The organism is Pseudomonas sp. PB120, assembly GCF_009761815.1.
In the GTDB taxonomy this organism is placed as follows: Bacteria; Pseudomonadota; Gammaproteobacteria; order Pseudomonadales; family Pseudomonadaceae; genus Aquipseudomonas.
Genome location: NZ_RWIN01000036.1, coordinates 77,615 through 96,467, shown reverse-complemented (window position 1 = coordinate 96,467; position 18,853 = coordinate 77,615). Strand labels below are relative to the sequence as shown.

General features: G+C 60.6%; 16 protein-coding genes. 5 read left to right on the top strand and 11 right to left on the bottom strand.

The window, feature by feature from the left end; all coding sequences use genetic code 11:
- Positions 1–62 precede the first annotated feature (62 nt).
- Together EJA72_RS06400 and EJA72_RS06395 are read right to left on the bottom strand one after the other, a co-directional pair.
- Positions 63–2,039 carry a methyl-accepting chemotaxis protein gene (locus tag EJA72_RS06400; RefSeq protein WP_157710654.1) on the bottom strand — a complete coding sequence of 659 codons (1,977 nt, stop codon included), beginning with the start codon at positions 2,037–2,039 and terminating at the stop codon, positions 63–65.
- A 180-nt stretch (positions 2,040–2,219) separates the two neighbouring features.
- Positions 2,220–3,140, bottom strand: coding sequence for a LysR substrate-binding domain-containing protein (locus tag EJA72_RS06395; protein WP_157710653.1), 921 nt, complete (start codon positions 3,138–3,140; stop codon positions 2,220–2,222).
- Positions 3,141–3,298: 158 nt separating this feature from the next.
- On the opposite strand from EJA72_RS06395, the gene EJA72_RS06390 reads away from it, so the two are divergent.
- Positions 3,299–4,693 (top strand): NorM family multidrug efflux MATE transporter, encoded by a 1,395-nt coding sequence (locus EJA72_RS06390; protein ID WP_157710652.1) that lies wholly within the window; start codon positions 3,299–3,301, stop codon positions 4,691–4,693.
- 126 nt (positions 4,694–4,819) lie between these two features.
- Here EJA72_RS06390 and EJA72_RS06385 read toward each other — a convergent pair whose 3' ends face one another.
- Positions 4,820–6,493 carry a bifunctional diguanylate cyclase/phosphodiesterase gene (locus tag EJA72_RS06385; RefSeq protein ID WP_157710651.1) on the bottom strand — a complete coding sequence of 558 codons (1,674 nt, stop codon included), beginning with the start codon at positions 6,491–6,493 and terminating at the stop codon, positions 4,820–4,822.
- A 264-nt stretch (positions 6,494–6,757) separates the two neighbouring features.
- On the opposite strand from EJA72_RS06385, the gene rep reads away from it, so the two are divergent.
- Entirely contained in the window at positions 6,758–8,767 is a 2,010-nt protein-coding gene (gene rep, locus EJA72_RS06380; protein WP_157710650.1) for a DNA helicase Rep, read from the top strand.
- 71 nt (positions 8,768–8,838) lie between these two features.
- A complete protein-coding gene (locus tag EJA72_RS06375) occupies positions 8,839–9,411 on the top strand; it encodes a xanthine phosphoribosyltransferase (RefSeq protein WP_150712925.1) in 573 nt (190 codons plus the stop codon).
- A 129-nt stretch (positions 9,412–9,540) separates the two neighbouring features.
- On the opposite strand, the gene EJA72_RS06370 is transcribed toward EJA72_RS06375, so the two are convergent.
- The 6 genes from EJA72_RS06370 to dadA form a co-directional block, all read right to left on the bottom strand.
- Complete coding sequence (locus tag EJA72_RS06370; protein ID WP_157710649.1) at positions 9,541–11,463, bottom strand: acetyl-CoA hydrolase/transferase C-terminal domain-containing protein; 1,923 nt, start codon at positions 11,461–11,463, stop codon at positions 9,541–9,543.
- A gap of 263 nt (positions 11,464–11,726) precedes the next feature.
- Positions 11,727–12,143 carry a cytochrome c5 family protein gene (locus EJA72_RS06365; RefSeq protein WP_157710659.1) on the bottom strand — a complete coding sequence of 139 codons (417 nt, stop codon included), beginning with the start codon at positions 12,141–12,143 and terminating at the stop codon, positions 11,727–11,729.
- A 183-nt stretch (positions 12,144–12,326) separates the two neighbouring features.
- Positions 12,327–12,875 carry a cupin domain-containing protein gene (locus EJA72_RS06360; RefSeq protein ID WP_008150195.1) on the bottom strand — a complete coding sequence of 183 codons (549 nt, stop codon included), beginning with the start codon at positions 12,873–12,875 and terminating at the stop codon, positions 12,327–12,329.
- 125 nt (positions 12,876–13,000) lie between these two features.
- The gene (gene alr / locus EJA72_RS06355; RefSeq protein WP_157710648.1) at positions 13,001–14,074 is read right to left on the bottom strand and encodes an alanine racemase; all 1,074 of its coding nucleotides are present in this window, start codon (positions 14,072–14,074) and stop codon (positions 13,001–13,003) included.
- A gap of 96 nt (positions 14,075–14,170) precedes the next feature.
- A complete protein-coding gene (locus EJA72_RS06350) occupies positions 14,171–14,524 on the bottom strand; it encodes a RidA family protein (protein WP_157710647.1) in 354 nt (117 codons plus the stop codon).
- Positions 14,496–15,800, bottom strand: coding sequence for a D-amino acid dehydrogenase (gene dadA / locus EJA72_RS06345; protein ID WP_157710646.1), 1,305 nt, complete (start codon positions 15,798–15,800; stop codon positions 14,496–14,498). Before dadA ends, EJA72_RS06350 begins: the two co-directional genes overlap by 29 nt.
- Positions 15,801–15,957: 157 nt before the next feature.
- Here dadA and EJA72_RS06340 point away from each other — a divergent pair, with 157 nt between their 5' ends.
- The gene (locus EJA72_RS06340) at positions 15,958–16,446 is read left to right on the top strand and encodes an Lrp/AsnC ligand binding domain-containing protein (protein ID WP_003177284.1); all 489 of its coding nucleotides are present in this window, start codon (positions 15,958–15,960) and stop codon (positions 16,444–16,446) included.
- 140 nt (positions 16,447–16,586) lie between these two features.
- On the opposite strand, the gene EJA72_RS06335 is transcribed toward EJA72_RS06340, so the two are convergent.
- Positions 16,587–16,940, bottom strand: coding sequence for a YkgJ family cysteine cluster protein (locus EJA72_RS06335; RefSeq protein WP_095633604.1), 354 nt, complete (start codon positions 16,938–16,940; stop codon positions 16,587–16,589).
- Between the two features lie 148 nt (positions 16,941–17,088).
- Here EJA72_RS06335 and EJA72_RS06330 point away from each other — a divergent pair, with 148 nt between their 5' ends.
- Positions 17,089–18,381: an FAD-binding oxidoreductase gene (locus EJA72_RS06330; protein WP_157710645.1), complete on the top strand. Its 1,293-nt coding sequence runs from the start codon at positions 17,089–17,091 to the stop codon at positions 18,379–18,381.
- Positions 18,382–18,505: 124 nt separating this feature from the next.
- On the opposite strand, the gene EJA72_RS06325 is transcribed toward EJA72_RS06330, so the two are convergent.
- Complete coding sequence (locus EJA72_RS06325; protein WP_157710644.1) at positions 18,506–18,751, bottom strand: DUF1127 domain-containing protein; 246 nt, start codon at positions 18,749–18,751, stop codon at positions 18,506–18,508.
- Positions 18,752–18,853 lie beyond the last annotated feature (102 nt).

Genomic DNA, 18,853 nt, shown 5'->3' with positions numbered 1-18,853 from the left:
CACAGGTTTTGCGCAATCCTTGTGGGAGCGGGCTTGCCCGCGAAGGCGATTTCAGCGGCACCTCAACGGAAGCGGTCAACCTCAGCGCGCAATTCCGCCGCCAGGCTTTCCAGCTCTTTAGCCGTCACGGCCAGATTGGACACCACCTCCCGCTGCTCGCTGTTTGCCAGCGCAATGCTTTGCAGGTTGCTGCTGAGCAACGTCGCGGTGCTGCTCTGCTCCTGCGTCGCCGTGGTGATCGCTGCAAATTGCTGACCGGCCGAATGGCTCTGCTCATCAATCCGCGCCAGCGCCGATGCGACATTGGCGTTACGCGACAAGCCTTCCTGCATCAGCACATTGCCCTGCTCCATGGTGCTGATGGCGTTGCCGGTTTCCTGCTGGATGCTTTGAATCATCCCGGAAATTTCATCGGTGGCCTGCCGTGTACGCGAAGCCAGGTTGCGCACTTCATCAGCGACCACCGCAAAACCACGCCCCTGCTCACCGGCACGCGCGGCTTCAATGGCGGCGTTCAGCGCCAGCAAGTTGGTTTGCTCGGCAATCGAAGTAATCACGCCGACGATCCCGCCGATTTCCTGGGAGCGTTGACCCAAGGTATTGATCACCGCCGCAGTGCTGTTCAGCGCACCGGCGATTTGCTCCAGCGACGAGGACGCTTCGCCCATCGATGTACGACCGATCTGGGTTTGCTGTGCGTTTTCCTGTGCCAGACGCTGGGTGTTGCCCATGTTGTCGGCAATGTTCAGGGACGTGGCACTGAACTCTTCCACAGCGCCGGCCATGCTGGTGATTTCGCCCGACTGCTGCTCCATCCCCTCATAGGCACCACCGGACAGTCCGGACAAGGCCTGGGCACGGCTGTTGACCTCTTCCGAAGCCTTGCGAATGTGGTCGACCATGGTCGACAGCGCCTGGCTCATCTGGTTGAAAGCGCGGGACAACTGACCGATCTCGTCGTTGCTCGCCACCTCCAAGCGCACGCTCAAATCACCGGCACCCAAGGCTTCGGCCTGACGCACCAGGTCACCCAACGGCGCGAGCTTGCTGCGCAGCAACCAGACAGCGGAGCCCACCGCGATCAACATTGCCAGCAGACTGCCAATCGCCAACTGAATGCCGACGCTCCAGGTCACTGCACTGATTTCAGCTTGCGGCATGCTCGCGACGACCGACCAAGGGCCGCCTTCGAACGGCACCGCGACGCTGTAGAAGTCTTCCGATTTGTCGCTCCAGAAATCGCCCTTGCCCGGCGTCTTTGCCAGGCCGACGATGGCCGGAACCGCCAGATCCAGCGCTTGCACGCCGGCGGGCGGCACCAACCATTTGCTCTGCTCATCCAGCAGCGCCAGGGAGCCGGTCTGGCCGATGCGGAAGCGCTTGAGGTTGGCGAACTGCGCATTCTGCGCATCGGTGTAATCGAATCCTACGAACAGCACGGCAATCACCTTACCGCCGCTGTCGCGAACGGGGGTGTACTGAGTCATGTAGGAACGATCGAAGAGCACGGCACGGCCGACGTAACCCTGCCCCGCTATCAGGCGGGCGTAGGCCGGGTGGGCATGATCGAGCAGCGTGCCGATGGCACGGCTGCCGTCCTGTTTGCTCAGGGACGTGCTGACCCGTATGAAGTCTTCGCCGCTGCGCACAAACAACGTCGCCACGCCGGCGGTCATTTGCTTGAACTCGTCCACTTCCTTGAAGTTGTTGTTCAACACCGCGTCGCCCAGATGGAGGCCCGGTGTATTCACGCCAGCCACCGTCACCGGCTCATCCGGGTGCAATGTCAGGCCGGCGCTGAAGCGCTTCTCGAACAAACCGCTCAAACGCTGAGTGCTCTCACGCAACGTGCCGTGAAACGTACTCAACTGATCGGCCAGCAAGCGGGCCTCACTGGCCAGGTGCTCTTCGCGGGTGGCGAGGTTGGCAGAGTCCAGCGAACGCAGGGCGAACACGGTACTGCCGCTGATGACGATTGCCAGAATCACGGCAAGCGCAAGACCAAGCTGTGAGGCGATCCGGGCACGGGGTTGAGACATGACAGCTCCTGGCCGAACCGCCCGATCTTGCTCGATCGGCTGCTCAGCAACGTTCTAATAATGGGAAATGCGTCGAACCTGCACGAAGGTTCCACTTGCACGATTTCGGCGGCGATCCTTAATACTTGAGTCTTTAACCCGGATATAGCCAAGAGCCGCCATTGCAGCGGCTCCATCGATTCAGCTCAGGTGCTCGACATCCGGTAATTCCATGGCCCGGGCTTCGCTTTGCAGGAAATCGCTGAGGCGGCGCAAACGTTCACCTCCCGGGCGCGTTTTCGGCCAGACGAGGTAATAATTCTCACCGCTTGCGACGGCGGTCGGCCACGGCAAACTCAGACGCCCCTGGGCCACATCCTCGGCCACCATCAGCAAGTCGCCCATTGATACGCCATAACCACGAGCAGCAGCAATCATGCCCAGCTCCAGGGTGTCGAACACCTGCCCGCCCTTGAGCGAGACCTGGTCGGTCAGGTCCATGCGCTCCAGCCAGTTGCGCCAGTCGCGACGGTCCGGCGTCGGGTGCAGCAATTCGGCATTGGCCAGGCGTTCGACGTCCCAGGGTTGATCCTGCAGAAGATTCGGCGCGCCCACGGGAATCAGCTCCTCCGGGAACAAGAAACTGGCCTCCCAATCAGGTGGAAAACTCCCGTTGCCGAGGATGACGGCACAGTCAAAAGGCTCATGGTTGAAGTCCACCGAATCGACATCCATCCAGGCACTGGTCAATTGCACCTCGTTACCCGGCTGCAGGTGCCGAAACCGACTGAGGCGCGCCAGCAGCCAGCGCATGGTCAGGGTGGACGGGGCTTTCATGCGCAGGATGTCATCTTCGGCGCGCAAGGTATTGCAGGCGCGCTCCAGTGCGGTGAAGCCTTCGCGAATGCCGGGCAGGATCAGCCGCGCCGACTCGGTCAATTGCAGGTTGCGCCCGCTGCGATGAAACAGCCGGCAGGCGAAATGCTCTTCGAGGGTACGAATATGCCGGCTGACCGCACTTTGCGTGATCGACAGCTCTTCGGCGGCACGGGTGAACGAGCTATGACGCGCCGCCGCTTCGAAAGCTCGAAGGGCATATAAGGGAGGAAGACGACGAGACATCAGGAACGCTCCTACAGCGCAATGAGGCGAACATATCAGAAACTGATCTGCATGAGTTTTAATCATGCAACCCATCCTTTTTATCCCTTTGTGCAAACCTCGCGGAGCGCCGAGAATCGACGCTTTCCTGTTCTCTTTGATAAACGAGCGTGATGACCATGCAGCATCCAGCGCGTATTGAACTCTGGGCCATCCTGCGGCTGGCGGGGCCGTTGATTGCCTCGCAGTTGGCGCACATGCTGATGGTGCTCACCGACACGTTGATGATGGCGCGCCTGAGTCCCGAGGCGCTGGCCGGCGGTGGGCTGGGGGCGGCGACGTATTCGTTTGTGTCGATCTTCTGCATCGGCGTCATCGCTGCGGTCGGCACGCTGGTGGCTATCCGTCAGGGCGCCGGTGACATCGTCGGGGCCGCACGGCTGACCCAGGCTGGTTTGTGGCTGGCCTGGTTGATGGCACTCGTGGCGGGACTGCTGCTGTGGAATCTGAAACCGGTGCTGTTGCTGTTCGGCCAGACAGAAACCAACGTTCACGCGGCCGGCCAGTTCCTGCTGATTCTGCCGTTCGCGCTGCCCGGTTACCTGAGCTTCATGGCCCTGCGCGGCTTCACCAGCGCCATCGGCCGGGCTACGCCGGTGATGGTCATCAGCCTCGGCGGCACCGTGGCCAACTTCCTGCTGAACTATGCGTTGATTACCGGCATGTTCGGCCTGCCGAAAATGGGTTTGATGGGCATCGGGCTGGTCACGGCCATTGTCGCCAACTGCATGGCCCTGGCGCTGGCCTGGCACATTCGTCGGCACCCGGCCTACGACGCTTATCCGCTGCGCCAGGGTCTGTCGCGGCCCAACCGGCAGTATTTGAAGGAGCTGTGGCGCCTGGGCCTGCCGATTGGTGGCACTTACGCGGTGGAAGTCGGGTTGTTTGCGTTCGCCGCGCTGTGCATGGGCACCATGGGCAGTACGCAGCTGGGCGCGCATCAGATCGCGCTGCAAATCGTCTCGGTGGCGTTCATGGTTCCGGCGGGGATTTCCTATGCGATCACCATGCGCATCGGCCAGCACTACGGTGCCGGGCAGTTGCTGGATGCGCGGTTGGCCGGGCGGGTCGGGATTGCATTCGGGGCGGCGTCGATGCTCGCCTTCGCGATGGTCTTCTGGCTGCTGCCGAATCAGTTGATCGGTCTGTTTCTCGACCAGAACGACCCGGCGTTTCGCGACGTCATCAACCTGGCTGTCAGCCTGCTGGCGGTGGCCGCGTGGTTCGAGCTGTTCGACGGTACGCAAACCATCGCCATGGGTTGCATTCGCGGGCTCAAGGACGCCAAGACCACGTTTCTTGTCGGGCTGGGTTGCTATTGGCTGATTGGCGCTCCAGCGGCGTGGTGGATGGCTTTCCATTTGCACTGGGGCCCAACGGGCGTGTGGTGGGGGCTGGCGCTGGGGTTGGCGTGCGCGGCGGTGAGCCTGACGCTGGCGTTCGAGTGGAAGATGAAGCGGATGATTCGGCGGGAGCCGTCGGCACAGCGTTTCGAAGTCATCCAGCCCGATTGAAGATCCTCTGTGGCGAGGGAGCTTGCTCCCGTTCGGCTGCGAAGCAGTCGTAAAGCGTTTGGGGCCGCTTCGCGACCCAGCGGGAGCAAGCTCCCTCGCCACAAAAGCGACCACAATGGTCCGTGTCTAGACCACGCCTTCCAGTGCTGGCTGCTGATTGCTGCCGAAACTCAGGTAATCAACCAGCTCCGTCAGCGGCAACGGCTTGCTGATCAAATACCCCTGCACCTGATCGCAACCAAAACCGCGCAACAAATCCAGCTGCTCCGGTGTTTCCACGCCTTCGGCGACCACTTCCAGGTTGAGGTTGTGCGCGAGGTTGATCATCGCGTGGACCAGTTTTCGGTTCTCTTCCCGTTCTTCCATGCCGCCGACAAAGCTCTTGTCGACCTTCAGCAAGGCAATCGGCAGGCTGTTGAGGTGCACGAACGAAGAAAAACCGGTGCCGAAGTCGTCGAGGGAGAACCGCACGCCCAGGCGTCCGAGGGCATCCATGGTCTGTTTCACCAGGTCGCTACGACGCATGACCGCGGTTTCGGTCAGCTCGAATTCCAGCCATTGCGCCTCGACGCCGCGCTCAGTGATCAGGCGGCTCAGGGTCGAGAGCAACTGGCTGTCCTGAAACTGCCGGAACGAGAGGTTGATCGCCATGTGCAACGCCGGCAGGCCCAACTCACGCAACGCCTGCATGTCCCGCAGCGCCCGGGAAATAACCCAGTAGCCCAGCGGCACGATCAAGCCGCTTTGCTCGGCCAACGGCACAAATTCGCTCGGCGGCAGCAACCCACGCTCGGCATGGCGCCAGCGCACCAAGGCTTCGAGGCCGACGATCTGCCCGTCCTCAAGGTTCAGCCGTGGCTGGTAGTGCAGCTCCAGCTCATCGCGGCGCAAGGCCCGGCGCAGTTCGCTTTCGAGGTCGGCGATGCTGCGGGCATTGCGATTGATACGTTCGTTAAAGATGTGAAACGTGCAGCCCTGAGTGCTCTTGGCCTGCTGCATGGCGATGTGCGCGTGCCACATCAGCGGGTCGGCACCGGCCTGGGCTCGGGCATGGGCAATGCCCAGGCTGGAACCGATCAGCAGGCTTTCGCCGTCGACCCAATAAGGCTCGGCCAAGGCTTCGGTGATGCGTTCGGCCATCCACTCGGCACGCTGGGGTGCGCGGCGGGTGTCGATCAGCAAGGCAAATTCATCGCTGCCCAGCCGCGCCAGTTGATCGCTGGCCTCGAGCTGGCTTTTCAGCCGCGCCACCACTTGCAGGATCAACCGATCCCCAGCCTGGTGGCCGAGGGCATCGTTGGCGTGGCGGAAGTTGTCGAGGTCGAGGTGACCGAGGGCCAGGCCTCGGCCATCGTTATCGGCCAGGCGCGCCGCCAGCAAGGTCTGGAAGCCCTGGCGATTGGCGATGCCGGTCAGCGGGTCTTGTTCGGCCAGTCGTTGCAGAGTGTTTTCCAGCACGCCGCGCTCACGCACGTGACGCAGGCAACGGCGCAGCATGCCGGTATCGAGCAGGTCACGGACCAGCCAGTCACTGACACCATCGGGCGGTGACAGCGGTTCGTGCTCGAGCAGCAACACCGTTGGCAAATTGCAACGGCCGGGCGCCGGCTGAAGGGCCGGGATCGTCAACAACACCGCGCTGCGGTTGTCTTCGAACAGAGTGCTGACCGACTCCCAGCTCGGAGCGCTGATGAGCACGGCCGAGCTCCCCATCGGAGCCAGACACTCGCGCAACAACGCTGCCCACGCCGGCTCTTCGGCCAGTAGCAGCAAACGCAAGGGTTCGACAGGCGTAGACAAGCTAGCTCCCTAGACTCTGCAATGATGTAGGCGGCGGGCATTATGCCGCGCCGGTAACCAATGACCAAATGACATCAGTTATCAAACGAGGCTTTTGTATCCGAAATTACGAACATTAAACGCAAACTTACCGCGCATCCTGCGTGAAAGTATCAAAACCGGCAAATATAGATAGCGTGTTGCGTCACAAGTCGGAGAGAGCAGCACAAATCGCTGAGCCTGTTAAAATGCCGGCCCATTTCGCAAACGACTCCCTGATTTCGTATGTCCCGACTCAATCCCCGGCAGCAAGAAGCCGTGAGCTACGTCGGCGGCCCTCTTTTGGTGCTCGCCGGCGCAGGCTCCGGCAAGACCAGTGTGATCACGCGCAAGATCGCGCATTTGATCCAGAACTGCGGCATTCGCGCCCAGTACATCGTCGCCATGACCTTTACCAACAAGGCCGCGCGCGAGATGAAAGAGCGGGTCGGCACGCTGCTCAAGGGCGGCGAAGGCCGTGGCCTGACGGTGTGCACCTTCCACAACCTTGGCTTGAACATCATCCGCAAGGAACACGTGCGGCTGGGCTACAAACCGGGCTTCTCGATTTTCGACGAGACCGACGTCAAAGCCCTGATGACCGACATCATGCAGAAGGAATACGCGGGCGACGACGGCGTCGACGAGATCAAGAACATGATCGGCTCGTGGAAAAACGACCTGATCTTGCCCGCCGAAGCCCTGGAAAATGCGCGCAACCCCAAGGAACAGACCGCCGCCATCGTCTACACCCACTACCAGCGGACGCTGAAGGCATTCAACGCGGTGGACTTTGACGACCTGATCCTGCTGCCGGTGAAACTGTTCCAGGAACACGCCGACATCCTCGAAAAATGGCAGAACAAAGTCCGCTACCTGCTGGTGGACGAATACCAGGACACCAACGCCAGCCAGTATTTGCTGGTGAAATTGCTGATCGGCAAGCGCAACCAGTTCACGGTGGTGGGCGACGACGACCAGTCGATCTACGCCTGGCGCGGCGCCCGTCCGGAAAACCTGATGCTGCTCAAGGACGATTACCCGTCCCTGAAAGTGGTGATGCTGGAGCAAAACTACCGCTCCACCAGCCGCATCCTGCGTTGCGCCAACGTGCTGATCTCGAACAACCCGCACGAATTCGAAAAGCAGCTGTGGAGCGAGATGGGCCACGGTGACGAGATCCGTGTGATCCGCTGCCGTAACGAAGACGCCGAAGCCGAGCGCGTGGCCGTCGAGTTGCTGACCCTGCACTTGCGCACGGATCGGCCGTACAGCGACTTCGCGATCCTGTATCGCGGGAACTACCAGGCCAAGCTGATCGAGCTGAAGCTGCAGCACCACCAGATTCCGTATCGACTGTCCGGCGGCAACAGCTTTTTCGGACGTCAGGAAGTAAAAGACCTGATGGCCTACTTCCGCCTGATCGTGAACCCGGACGACGACAACGCGTTCCTGCGGGTGATCAACGTCCCACGCCGGGAAATCGGCTCGACGACCCTGGAAAAGCTCGGCAACTACGCCACCGAACGCAAAATCTCGATGTACGCCGCGACCGACGAAATCGGCCTGGGCGAGCACCTGGACACGCGCTTCACTGATCGCCTGTCGCGCTTCAAACGCTTCATGGACAAGGTGCGCGAGCAGTGCGCCGGCGAAGACCCGATCTCGGCGCTGCGCAGCATGGTCATGGACATCGACTACGAGAACTGGCTGCGCACCAACAGCTCCAGCGACAAGGCCGCCGACTACCGCATGGGTAACGTCTGGTTCCTGATCGAAGCGTTGAAAAACACCCTGGAGAAAGACGAAGAAGGCGAGATGACCGTCGAGGACGCCATCGGCAAACTTGTCCTGCGCGACATGCTGGAACGTCAGCAGGAAGAGGAAGACGGCGCTGAAGGCGTGCAGATGATGACCTTGCACGCGTCCAAAGGCCTGGAATTCCCCTACGTGTTCATCATGGGCATGGAAGAGGAAATCCTCCCGCACCGCTCCAGTATCGAAGCCGACACCATCGAAGAAGAACGTCGCCTGGCCTACGTCGGGATTACCCGCGCGCGTCAGACGCTAGCCTTCACGTTCGCCGCCAAGCGCAAGCAATACGGTGAGATCATCGACTGCGCGCCGAGCCGCTTCCTCGATGAGCTGCCGCCGGACGACCTGGCCTGGGAAGGCACCGATGACACGCCGGTCGAAGTCAAAGCCGTTCGCGGCAATACCGCATTGGCTGATATACGCGCGATGTTAAAGCGCTAGAATTGACTACTTTTTAACCGAACACTTTTTGACACGCTTCGGCGCGCATGGCGCCACAAGAGGAACGCTTCATGGAAGCACTGCACCAGAAAATTCGCGAACAAGGCATTGTGCTTTCCGATCAGGTCCTGAAGGTCGACGCCTTTTTGAACCACCAGATCGACCCGGCCCTGATGAAGCTGATCGGCGACGAATTCGCCACGCTGTTCAAGGACTCGGGCATCACCAAGATCGTCACCATCGAAGCCTCGGGCATTGCCCCGGCGATCATGACTGGCTTGAACCTTGGCGTGCCGGTGATCTTTGCGCGCAAGCATCAGTCCCTGACCCTGACCGAAAACCTGTTGTCGGCGACCGTCTACTCGTTCACCAAGCAGACCGAAAGCACCGTGGCGATCTCCCCGCGTCACCTGACCAGCAGCGACCGCGTGCTGATCATTGATGACTTTTTGGCCAACGGCAAGGCGTCGCAAGCGCTGATCTCGATCATAAAACAGGCCGGCGCTACCGTGGCGGGCCTGGGTATCGTGATCGAGAAGTCGTTCCAGGGTGGGCGTGCCGAGCTGGATGCGCAGGGTTATCGTGTTGAATCGCTGGCTCGCGTCCAGTCGCTGAAGGATGGCGTTGTAACCTTCATCGAATAACCAGCAACACCGCATTTCCCCTGTGGGAGCCAGCCTGCTGGCGATGGCGTCGTGTCAGTCAATCTCTTCATGACTGGAAGATAGCAATCGCCAGCAGGCTGGCTCCCACAGTTGTTTTGGATGTTGGAGTTATTGTGCGGTGGCCTTGAGGCCGGTGAGCAGCAACCGCTGAAACAGGTCTTCTTTCAAGCCATCCGGGCTAGTCAGTTGCATTCGCTCCAGATGTTCCGGGAAAGAAGAAGGCTCGGGCGCATCCAGCGCCGCTTTACCCAACTCCAGAATCTCCGTCAGCTTGAACTTGCTCTTCAGCCAGTTCAGCGCCCGCAACACGTCCCGCTCCACCTCCGTGAAATCACACCCCAGCGGATATTCCGGAAACAGGTTCGGGTGCCGCGCGCCAATGCCCTGCAATCGCTGTGGGCTGTTGTCGGTAAAACGCGGATCGATGCGGAAGTTCTTTGGCAACTTGCCCACGCTTTGCGCCTGCGCGATCAACCCCGCCTGGAACCGTGAATCGCTGATGTTGAGCAACGCCTCGATCACCGCTGCATCCGTCTTGCCGCGCAAATCGGCGATACCGTACTCGGTGACCACGATGTCCCGCAGGTGGCGTGGGATCGTGCAATGGCCGTATCCCCAGACGATGTTGGAACTGACCTCCCCGCCCGCCTCGCGCCAGCTGCGCAGCAGCAACACTGAACGCGCGCCTTCCAGCGCATGGCCCTGGGCGACGAAGTTGTACTGCCCGCCGACGCCACTGAGCACCCGCCCGTCTTCGAGCTGATCGGCCACGCCCGCACCGAGCAACGTCATGGTGAACACGGTGTTGATGAAGCGCGCATCGAGGCGCTGCAAGCGTTTGAGCTCTTCCTGGCCATAGAGCTCATTGATGTAGCTGATGCGGGTCATGTTGAATTCGAGCCGCTTGCTTTGAGGCAACTCGCGCAAGCGTTCATAGAAACTGCGCGGGCCAAGGAAAAATCCACCATGCACCGAGAGGCCATCGGTCTGCGCGACCTCATCCAAAGTGCCCGCGTTCGCCTGTTGCTGCGTCGCAACATCCGGGTACACCTTACGCCGCACGATGCCGGCATCGGCCAGCACCAGTAAACCGTTGACGAACATTTCGCTGCAACCGTACAGGCCTTTCGCGAAGGGCTCGACGCCGCCTTCGCGCTCGATCAACTGCGCCCACTGGCTAAGATTCACGTCGGCCAACAGGGCTTTGTAACCGCCGTTATCGCCCTGTCGAGCCAATAACGCAGCGGTCAGGGCATCGCCCATGGCGCCGATGCCGATCTGCAAGGTGCCGCCGTCGCGCACCAGGGTGCTGGCGTGCAGGCCGATGAAGTGATCCTGGAAACCGACTGGCATGTTCGGCGTCGAGAACAAGGTGCTGCTGTCCTTTGCATCGATCAGCAGGTCAAAGGTGTCGATGCCGACTTCCGCATCGCCGGGCATGTAGGGCAAGTCGTTATGAACCTGGCCTACCAGCAGAACCGTCTCTCCGGACGCACGCCGCTTGGCGATCATCGGCAACAGGTCGAGGGTGATGTCCGGGTTGCAGCTCAGGCTCAAGCGATCGGGGTGTTCAGCATGGCTCGCCACCAGTTGTGCCACCAGGTTCAAACCGGCAGCGTAGATGTCGCGTGCGGCGTGGCTGTAGTTGCTGCTGACGTAGTCCTGCTGGGCGGACTCGCTGTGCAGCAGGCTGCCGGGCTGCATGAAGAATTGCTGGACATGAATATTCGCCGGCAGGTTGTCCTGGTGCAGGCCCGCGAGGAAATCCAGCTCTGGGTAGTCGCCGAAGACCCGTTCGATGAAGGGTTCGAGGAAGCGCTTCTGCAAACCGTCGCCCAACGCAGGGCGGCCGAGGCACAGGGCGGTATAGATCGTCAGCTGTCGATCCGGCAGCTGCGCAATGCGTTGATAGAGCGCATTGACGAAGCGGTTGGGTTTACCCAGGCCCAGGGGCAAGCCCATGTGGATATGCGTCGGCAACCGTGCCAAGACATCATCGACCGCCTGCTCGATAGAACACAGCTGCACCATCTGATCCTCCCTTACATTCCATGAATTGGGGTTGGACCGAGCTTGCCGGGGATTTGCTGCAATGACCAGTCTCGGGCTCTGAATCCTGCGAAATCACTGTAGGAGCGAGCTTGCTCGCGAAGGTCGTAAACGATAACGCTGCAAACCAGACACCCAGCGGCGCCTGCAAGTTCTTCGCGAGCGAGCTCGCTTCTACAGTAGCCTGCGAATCGCAGGCACAAAAAAGCCGCTCGCAAGCGGCTTTTTTCGCTGAAGGCGTTGGCTTATTTCAGGCCGGACATCTTCTGGATCGCACCTTTGAGTTCGGCGTCGGAGCAATCGGCGCAGGTGCCTTTAGGCGGCATCGAGTTGATACCGGTAATGGCTTTGGCCAGAATGCCGTCGAGGCCGCCCTGGTGGTCGGCACGGTCTTTCCAGGCTGCGGCATCGCCAATTTTCGGCGCGCCCAACAGGCCTGTTCCGTGGCAAGCGTTGCAATGTTTCGCAATCACTTCATCCGGTGTTTTCGCACCGCCACCGCCACCGGCGGAAGCGGCCACTTCCATGCCCTTGCACTCTTTGCCCTGTACGCAGACCTGACCGACCGGTTCAAGGCGTTTGGCGATATCGTCGTTAGTCGCAGCTTGAGCGCTGACAGCCCATAGGGCCAATACGGTTGCTGGTGCAGCCAGCATTTTCATAATTAGGTTCACGCGTTCACCCTCAATGGTGGCTAGTCACGCCTACGGCCACGGTTCGCAGGCGGGCGCAAGTATAGCGGTTAGCCCGCCACACTGAAACAACCCCAAAGTCGAAGGGGTCTTATGCTGCGGCGGTAAAAACCACCCGGGCGCCTCCGCCATGCCGACGGGGCGCCTTCTCGCTTAGAAGTTCGCCGGTGTCGCTGCGCTGATTAGTCGCGCAGGAGCATCGAACGGATTACGGAAACGATGCGGCTTGGTACTTTCAAAGTAGTAGCTATCGCCCGCTTCGAGCACAAAAGTTTCCAGACCGACCACCAATTCCAGTCGCCCCTCGAGCAGAATCCCGGTTTCCTCGCCCTCATGGGTGAGCATCTCGTCCCCGGTGTCGGCGCCTGGCGGATAGATTTCATTGAGGAAGGCGATGGCACGGCTCGGGTGCGCCCGGCCGACCAGTTTCATGGTCACCGCGCCATCGGAAATGTCGATCAGCTCGTTGGCTTTGTAGACGATCTGGGTCGGTTTTTCCTGCAGGATCTCTTCGGAAAAGAACTCGACCATGGACATGGGAATCCCGCCCAGCACCTTGCGCAGCGAACTGATCGAAGGGCTGACGCTGTTCTTCTCGATCATCGAAATGGTGCTGTTGGTGACACCCGCGCGCTTGGCGAGCTCACGCTGGGAAAGACCTTTGAGCTTACGGATCGATTGCAGTCGTTCGCCGACGTCCAAGCTTGCGCCTCCAGGATCAGATTGTTGGAATAGTGAGCGTTATCATGGCGACAGCGTTCAGTATTTACAACACTTTGACCTGAATCCTGTTCGGCGAAGCGACTTCCGGCGACGGCTTTCTGCGCCTAGCTCCCGGAATAGAGCCGTGGCACCCGGCGCAGGTTGCAGAAGATCTGATAGGGGATGGTGTCAGCGGCGGCGGCGACGTCACTGGCCAGGATGTTTTTACCCCACAACTCGACGGTCGAACCGAGTCCGGCTTGCGGCACATCGGTCAAATCGATGCACAGCATGTCCATTGAGACCCGGCCGATCAACTGGCTGCGCTGCCCGGCAACCAGCACCGGCGTACCGGTCGGCGCCTGACGCGGGTAGCCATCGGCGTAACCCATGGCCACCACGCCAACGCGCATTGGCTTCTGGGTGATGAATTTGGCGCCGTACCCGATCGGCTCACCCGCTGGCAGTTCACGCACGCAGATGACTTTCGATTCCAGAGTCATCACCGGTTGCAGGCGAGCAGCCACGGCATTGGCTTCTTCGAATGGCGTGGCGCCGTAGAGCATGATGCCCGGGCGAACCCAATCGCTCGGAATCTGCGGCCAACCCAGCACCGCTGGCGAGTTGCGCAGGCTGATTTCGGCGGACAAACCCTGACGCGCCGCTTCAAAGACCGCGACTTGCTCGGCGCTGGTCTGATCGTTCAGTTCGTCGGCGCGGGCAAAGTGGCTCATCAGCACAATCTTCGCGACCTTGCCGCTGGCCAGCAGCCGTTGATAGGCCGCCTGATAATCCTTCGGATGCAGACCCACCCGGTGCATGCCCGAGTCGAGCTTGAGCCAGACGGTGATCGGTTTGCTCAGCGTCGCTTTCTCGATGGCCTCGAGCTGCCAGAGCGAATGCACCACGCACCAGAAATCATGCTCGATGATCAGCGACAATTCGTCGGCTTCGAAGAAGCCCTCCAGCAGCAATACCGGCGCCCGGATACCCGCGGCGCGCAGCTCCAACGCCTCTTCGATGCAGGCCACGGCAAACCCGTCGGCCTCGGCTTCCAGCGCCTGGGCGCAACGCACTGCGCCATGGCCGTAGGCATCCGCCTTGATCACCGCAAGGGCCTTGGCCCCGGTGAGTTCACGGGCGATCTGGTAGTTGTGGCGCAGGGCTTGAAGGTCGATCAGGGCACGGGCTGGACGCATGGCGGCAGGCTTCTAGGCAGTCATGGGAATAAAAAACCGGTGCAGGCTGGCGGCGCAAACCGCCAACAGCACCGGAAGAGGGATTTTTTGACCGGCTTACGGCAGAGCGGCTACTACCGACAGCTCGACCAGGATTTCCGGTTCGCACAGCTTCGATTCAACCGTGGCACGGGCCGGGGCGAGGCCTTTTGGCAGCCACGTATCCCACACCGCGTTCATGCCTTCGAAGTGCGCGTCGATGTCTTTCAGGTAAATCGTCACCGACAGCAAATGGTGCTTGTCGGTCCCCGCCAGATCCAGCAAACGCTCGATATTGGCGAGGGTTTCGCGAGTCTGCTGTTCAATCCCGGCACTCATGTCATCGCCGACCTGCCCTGCCAGATACACCGTACCGTTGTGAGCGACGATCTGACTCATGCGCTCATTGGTGAGCTGGCGCTGGATTGCCATGTTTTGCGGACTCCTGTTTTTTGCTGCCATAACGGGAAATATCGAGGCCTTCGGCGCTGATCTGCGGCGTTTTCCGAGCCATCAGGTCGGCCAGCAAACGGCCGGAGCCGCACGCCATGGTCCAGCCGAGTGTGCCGTGACCGGTGTTCAGGAACAGGTTGCTGAACGGCGTGGCGCCCACGATTGGTGTACCGTCCGGGGTGGTCGGACGCAGGCCGGTCCAGAAACTCGCCTGGGCCAGATCGCCGCCCTGAGGATAAAGGTCGTTGACGATCATCTCCAGAGTTTCGCGGCGACGCGGGTTCAGCGACAGGTCAAAACCGGCGATTTCAGCCATGCCGCCGACGCGAATACGGTTGTCGAAACGGGTGATCGCGACCTTGTAGGTCTCGTCGAGAATGGTCGACGTTGGTGCCATCGCCGGGTTAGTGATCGGCACTGTCAGCGAGTAACCCTTGAGCGGGTACACCGGGGCCTTGATGCCCAGCGGCTTGAGCAATTGCGGCGAGTAGCTGCCGAGCGCCAACACGTAGCGGTCAGCGGTTTCCAGCTTGCCGTCGATGTACACGCCGTTGATGCGATCACCGGCGAAGTCGAGGCGCTGGATGTCCTGGCCAAAACGGAATTGCACACCCAGGTTCGCAGCCATCTCGGCAAGCTTGGTGGTGAACATCTGGCAGTCGCCCGTCTGATCGTTCGGCAGGCGCAGGGCACCGGCCAGGATGTCAGTCACGCTGGCCAATGCAGGTTCAACGCGGGCAATGCCGGCGCGGTCGAGCAGTTCAAACGGCACACCGGATTCTTTCAGTACGGCGATGTCTTTCGCGGCGCCGTCGAGTTGAGCCTGGGTGCGGAACAGTTGGGTCGTACCAAGGCTGCGGCCTTCGTAGGCAATGCCGGTTTCGGCGCGCAATTCGTCGAGGCAGTCGCGGCTGTACTCGGACAGGCGAACCATGCGCTCCTTGTTCACCGCGTAACGGCTGGCGGTGCAGTTGCGCAGCATCTGCGCCATCCACAGGTATTGGTCGATGTCGGCGGTGGCCTTGATCGCGAGTGGCGCGTGACGCTCCAGCAGCCACTTGATGGCCTTGAGCGGCACACCCGGCGCAGCCCACGGCGAGGCATAACCCGGCGAGACCTGCCCGGCGTTGGCGAAACTGGTCTCCATGGCAGCAGCCGGCTGACGGTCCACCACCACCACTTCAAACCCGGCACGTGCCAGATAATAAGCACTGGTCGTACCGATGACGCCGCTACCCAAGACCATAACGCGCATTTTCATATCCCTCATCGCGGCGTGCCGCTGACGTTTGTTGTTCAAAGCATTAGATGTGCGCAGTGTAAAAAAGATTAGGCAGTGCTTTTCACTATATAAGTGCCTATATTTGGCGAGAATTCTCGGCAAAAACGCTTTTCACGGAGGCGCATCCCCTATGCGTACCAACACTCAAACCAAACGTGAGCTGGACAAGATCGATCGCAACATCCTGCGGATCCTGCAGGCGGACGGGCGCATCTCGTTCACCGAGCTGGGGGAAAAGGTCGGGCTCTCGACCACGCCCTGTACCGAGCGGGTCCGGCGCCTGGAGCGCGAAGGGATCATCATGGGCTACAACGCCCGGCTCAATCCGCAGCACCTCAAGGGTAGTCTGCTGGTGTTCGTCGAGATCAGCCTGGACTACAAGTCCGGCGATACTTTCGAAGAGTTCCGACGCGCGGTGCTGAAACTGCCCCACGTGCTGGAATGCCATTTGGTGTCAGGGGATTTCGACTACCTGGTGAAGGCGCGGATCTCCGAGATGGCCTCGTACCGCAAACTGCTGGGTGACATCCTGCTCAAGCTGCCGCATGTGCGCGAATCCAAGAGCTATATCGTGATGGAAGAGGTGAAGGAGAGTTTGAGTTTGCCGATTCCGGATTGAGGATTTGTGGTGCCTGTTCGGACCTCATCGCCAGCAGGCTGGCTCCCACAGTTGATCTTCAGCAGACACACATTCTGTGCATGACACAGACCCAGTGTGGGAGCTAGCCTGCTGGCGATTACAGGCGACTCGGTCCCCAGTCAGACGAGTACCTGACGCGTCGACGCCATGTACTCATGAATCTGCTTTTCAACCCGCGGATGAATCAGCTCCACCGGCCGCCGCCCATTGGGGCACGGCAAGGTCTGGGTAGTACCAAACAACCGACAGATCAGCGGCCGCTCGTCATACACCGTGCAGCCATTTGGCCCAAGGTGCACACAGTTGAGCTCATCCATCGCCGCGTCCTGTTCGGCGCGCGTCTTGCGCGGCAGGCGCGACATTTCTTCCGGCGAAGTCGTCACCGGCCCACAGCAGTCATGGCAGCCGGGCACGCACTCGAACGAAGGGATTTGCTGCCGAAGCGTGCGGATTTTCTGACTGTTGCAGCTCATCGAAACGGCGACCAAAAACGGAATAGAGCGGGATTCTGACGCAAAAGCCCCGGCCCAGACAGCATCAACCGACCAGTGTTGCCCGTATCCGAACGTCCGGCTTATGCTCCGTCAAATTTTCTAAACATAAAGACTCAGGATTACGCGCATGAATGCCCGTGCCCAGCACACTGCCTCTTACTACGCCGCCAGCAGCCTGCCGCAGACCGATCATCCGGTACTTACGGGCGAACAGGTGGCCGATGTGTGCGTGGTGGGCGGTGGCTTTTCCGGGCTGAACACGGCGCTCGAGCTCGCCGAACGCGGCTTGAGCGTGGTGCTGCTCGAAGCCCACAAGATTGGTTGGGGCGCCAGCGGACGCAATGGCGGCCAGTTGATTCGGGGCGTTGGCCATGGTCTCGATCAATTTGCCAACGTGATCGGCGCGGAAGGCGTGCGTCAGATGAAGCTCATGGGCCTGGAAGCGGTGGAAATCGTCCGGCAGCGCGTCGAGCGCTTTCAGATCCCCTGCGACCTGACCTGGGGTTACTGCGACCTCGCCAACAAGCCCCGCGAAATCGAAGGTTTCGCCGAAGACGCCGAAGAACTGCGCAGCCTGGGCTACCGTTACGAAACCCGATTGCTGCAAGCCCATGAAATGCACTCAGTGGTAGGATCGGACCGCTACGTTGGTGGCCTGATCGACATGGGTTCGGGCCATTTGCACCCACTGAACCTGGCCCTGGGCGAAGCCGCCGCTGCGCAGCAATTGGGCGCGAAGTTGTTCGAACAATCGGCGGTTACGCGCATCGATTACGGCACTGAAGTCAACGTCCACACGGCGCAGGGCTCAGTCCGCGCCAAGACGTTGGTCCTGGGCTGCAATGCTTACCTCAACGGACTCAACCCTGAGCTCAGCGGCAAGGTCCTCCCGGCCGGCAGCTATATCATCGCCACCGAACCCTTGGGTGAAGCGCTGGCGCATTCGCTGCTGCCGCAGAACATGGCGGTGTGTGATCAACGGGTGGCGCTGGATTATTACCGGCTCTCGGCGGATCGGCGTTTGTTGTTCGGGGGTGCCTGCCACTATTCAGGCCGTGATCCGAAAGACATCGCGGCGTACATGCGGCCAAAGATGCTGGAAGTCTTCCCGCAACTGGCCAAGGTGAAGATCGATTATCAGTGGGGCGGAATGATTGGCATCGGGGCCAATCGCCTGCCGCAGATCGGTCGGCTCAAGGACCAGCCAAATGTGTATTACGCCCAGGCGTACTCTGGTCATGGCGTGAATGCCACGCACCTGGCGGGCAAGTTGCTGGCTGAAGCGATCAGCGGGCAGCAGGGTGGCGGGTTTGATCTGTTTGCCAAGGTGCCTCACATGACGTTTCCGGGGGGCAAGCATTTGCGCTCGCCGTTGTTGGCGCTGGGGATGTTGTGGCATCGGATGAAGGAATTGGTCTGAGAGCTTTATGGCGCCTGCGCCGACGCCATCGCGAGCAGGCTCGCTCCCACAGGGGATTTGTGATCGACACAGCCCATGTGGGAGCGAGCCTGCTCGCGATTGGCCCGCAAGAGCGCCCCACCAATCAGATCCGCCAGAACGGTTTAAGCCCCTCCTCCCGCGCCTGCTCCCGACTCAACCCCACATCCCTGAGCTGTTCCGGTGTCAGTTCCAGCAATGCCTTGCGCGTGTGCAGACGATGCCAGAACAAGCCCCAGCGACCCAGGCCGGACGGCGCGTTGCGCATCAGCGCCTCGCGTGCGCCGTCATTTTGTCCAGTCGCCAGTTCCTGACTGTGTAACGTCAGCCGCACATCGCTCAAGCCGTTCATTGTGATTGCTCCTGTTTACTTGGGTAGCCAGAGCTTTCATGATGCGTGGGCGACGGAAAGCATTACAGATTCAATGCGATTGTATTATTTCCATACAGAATT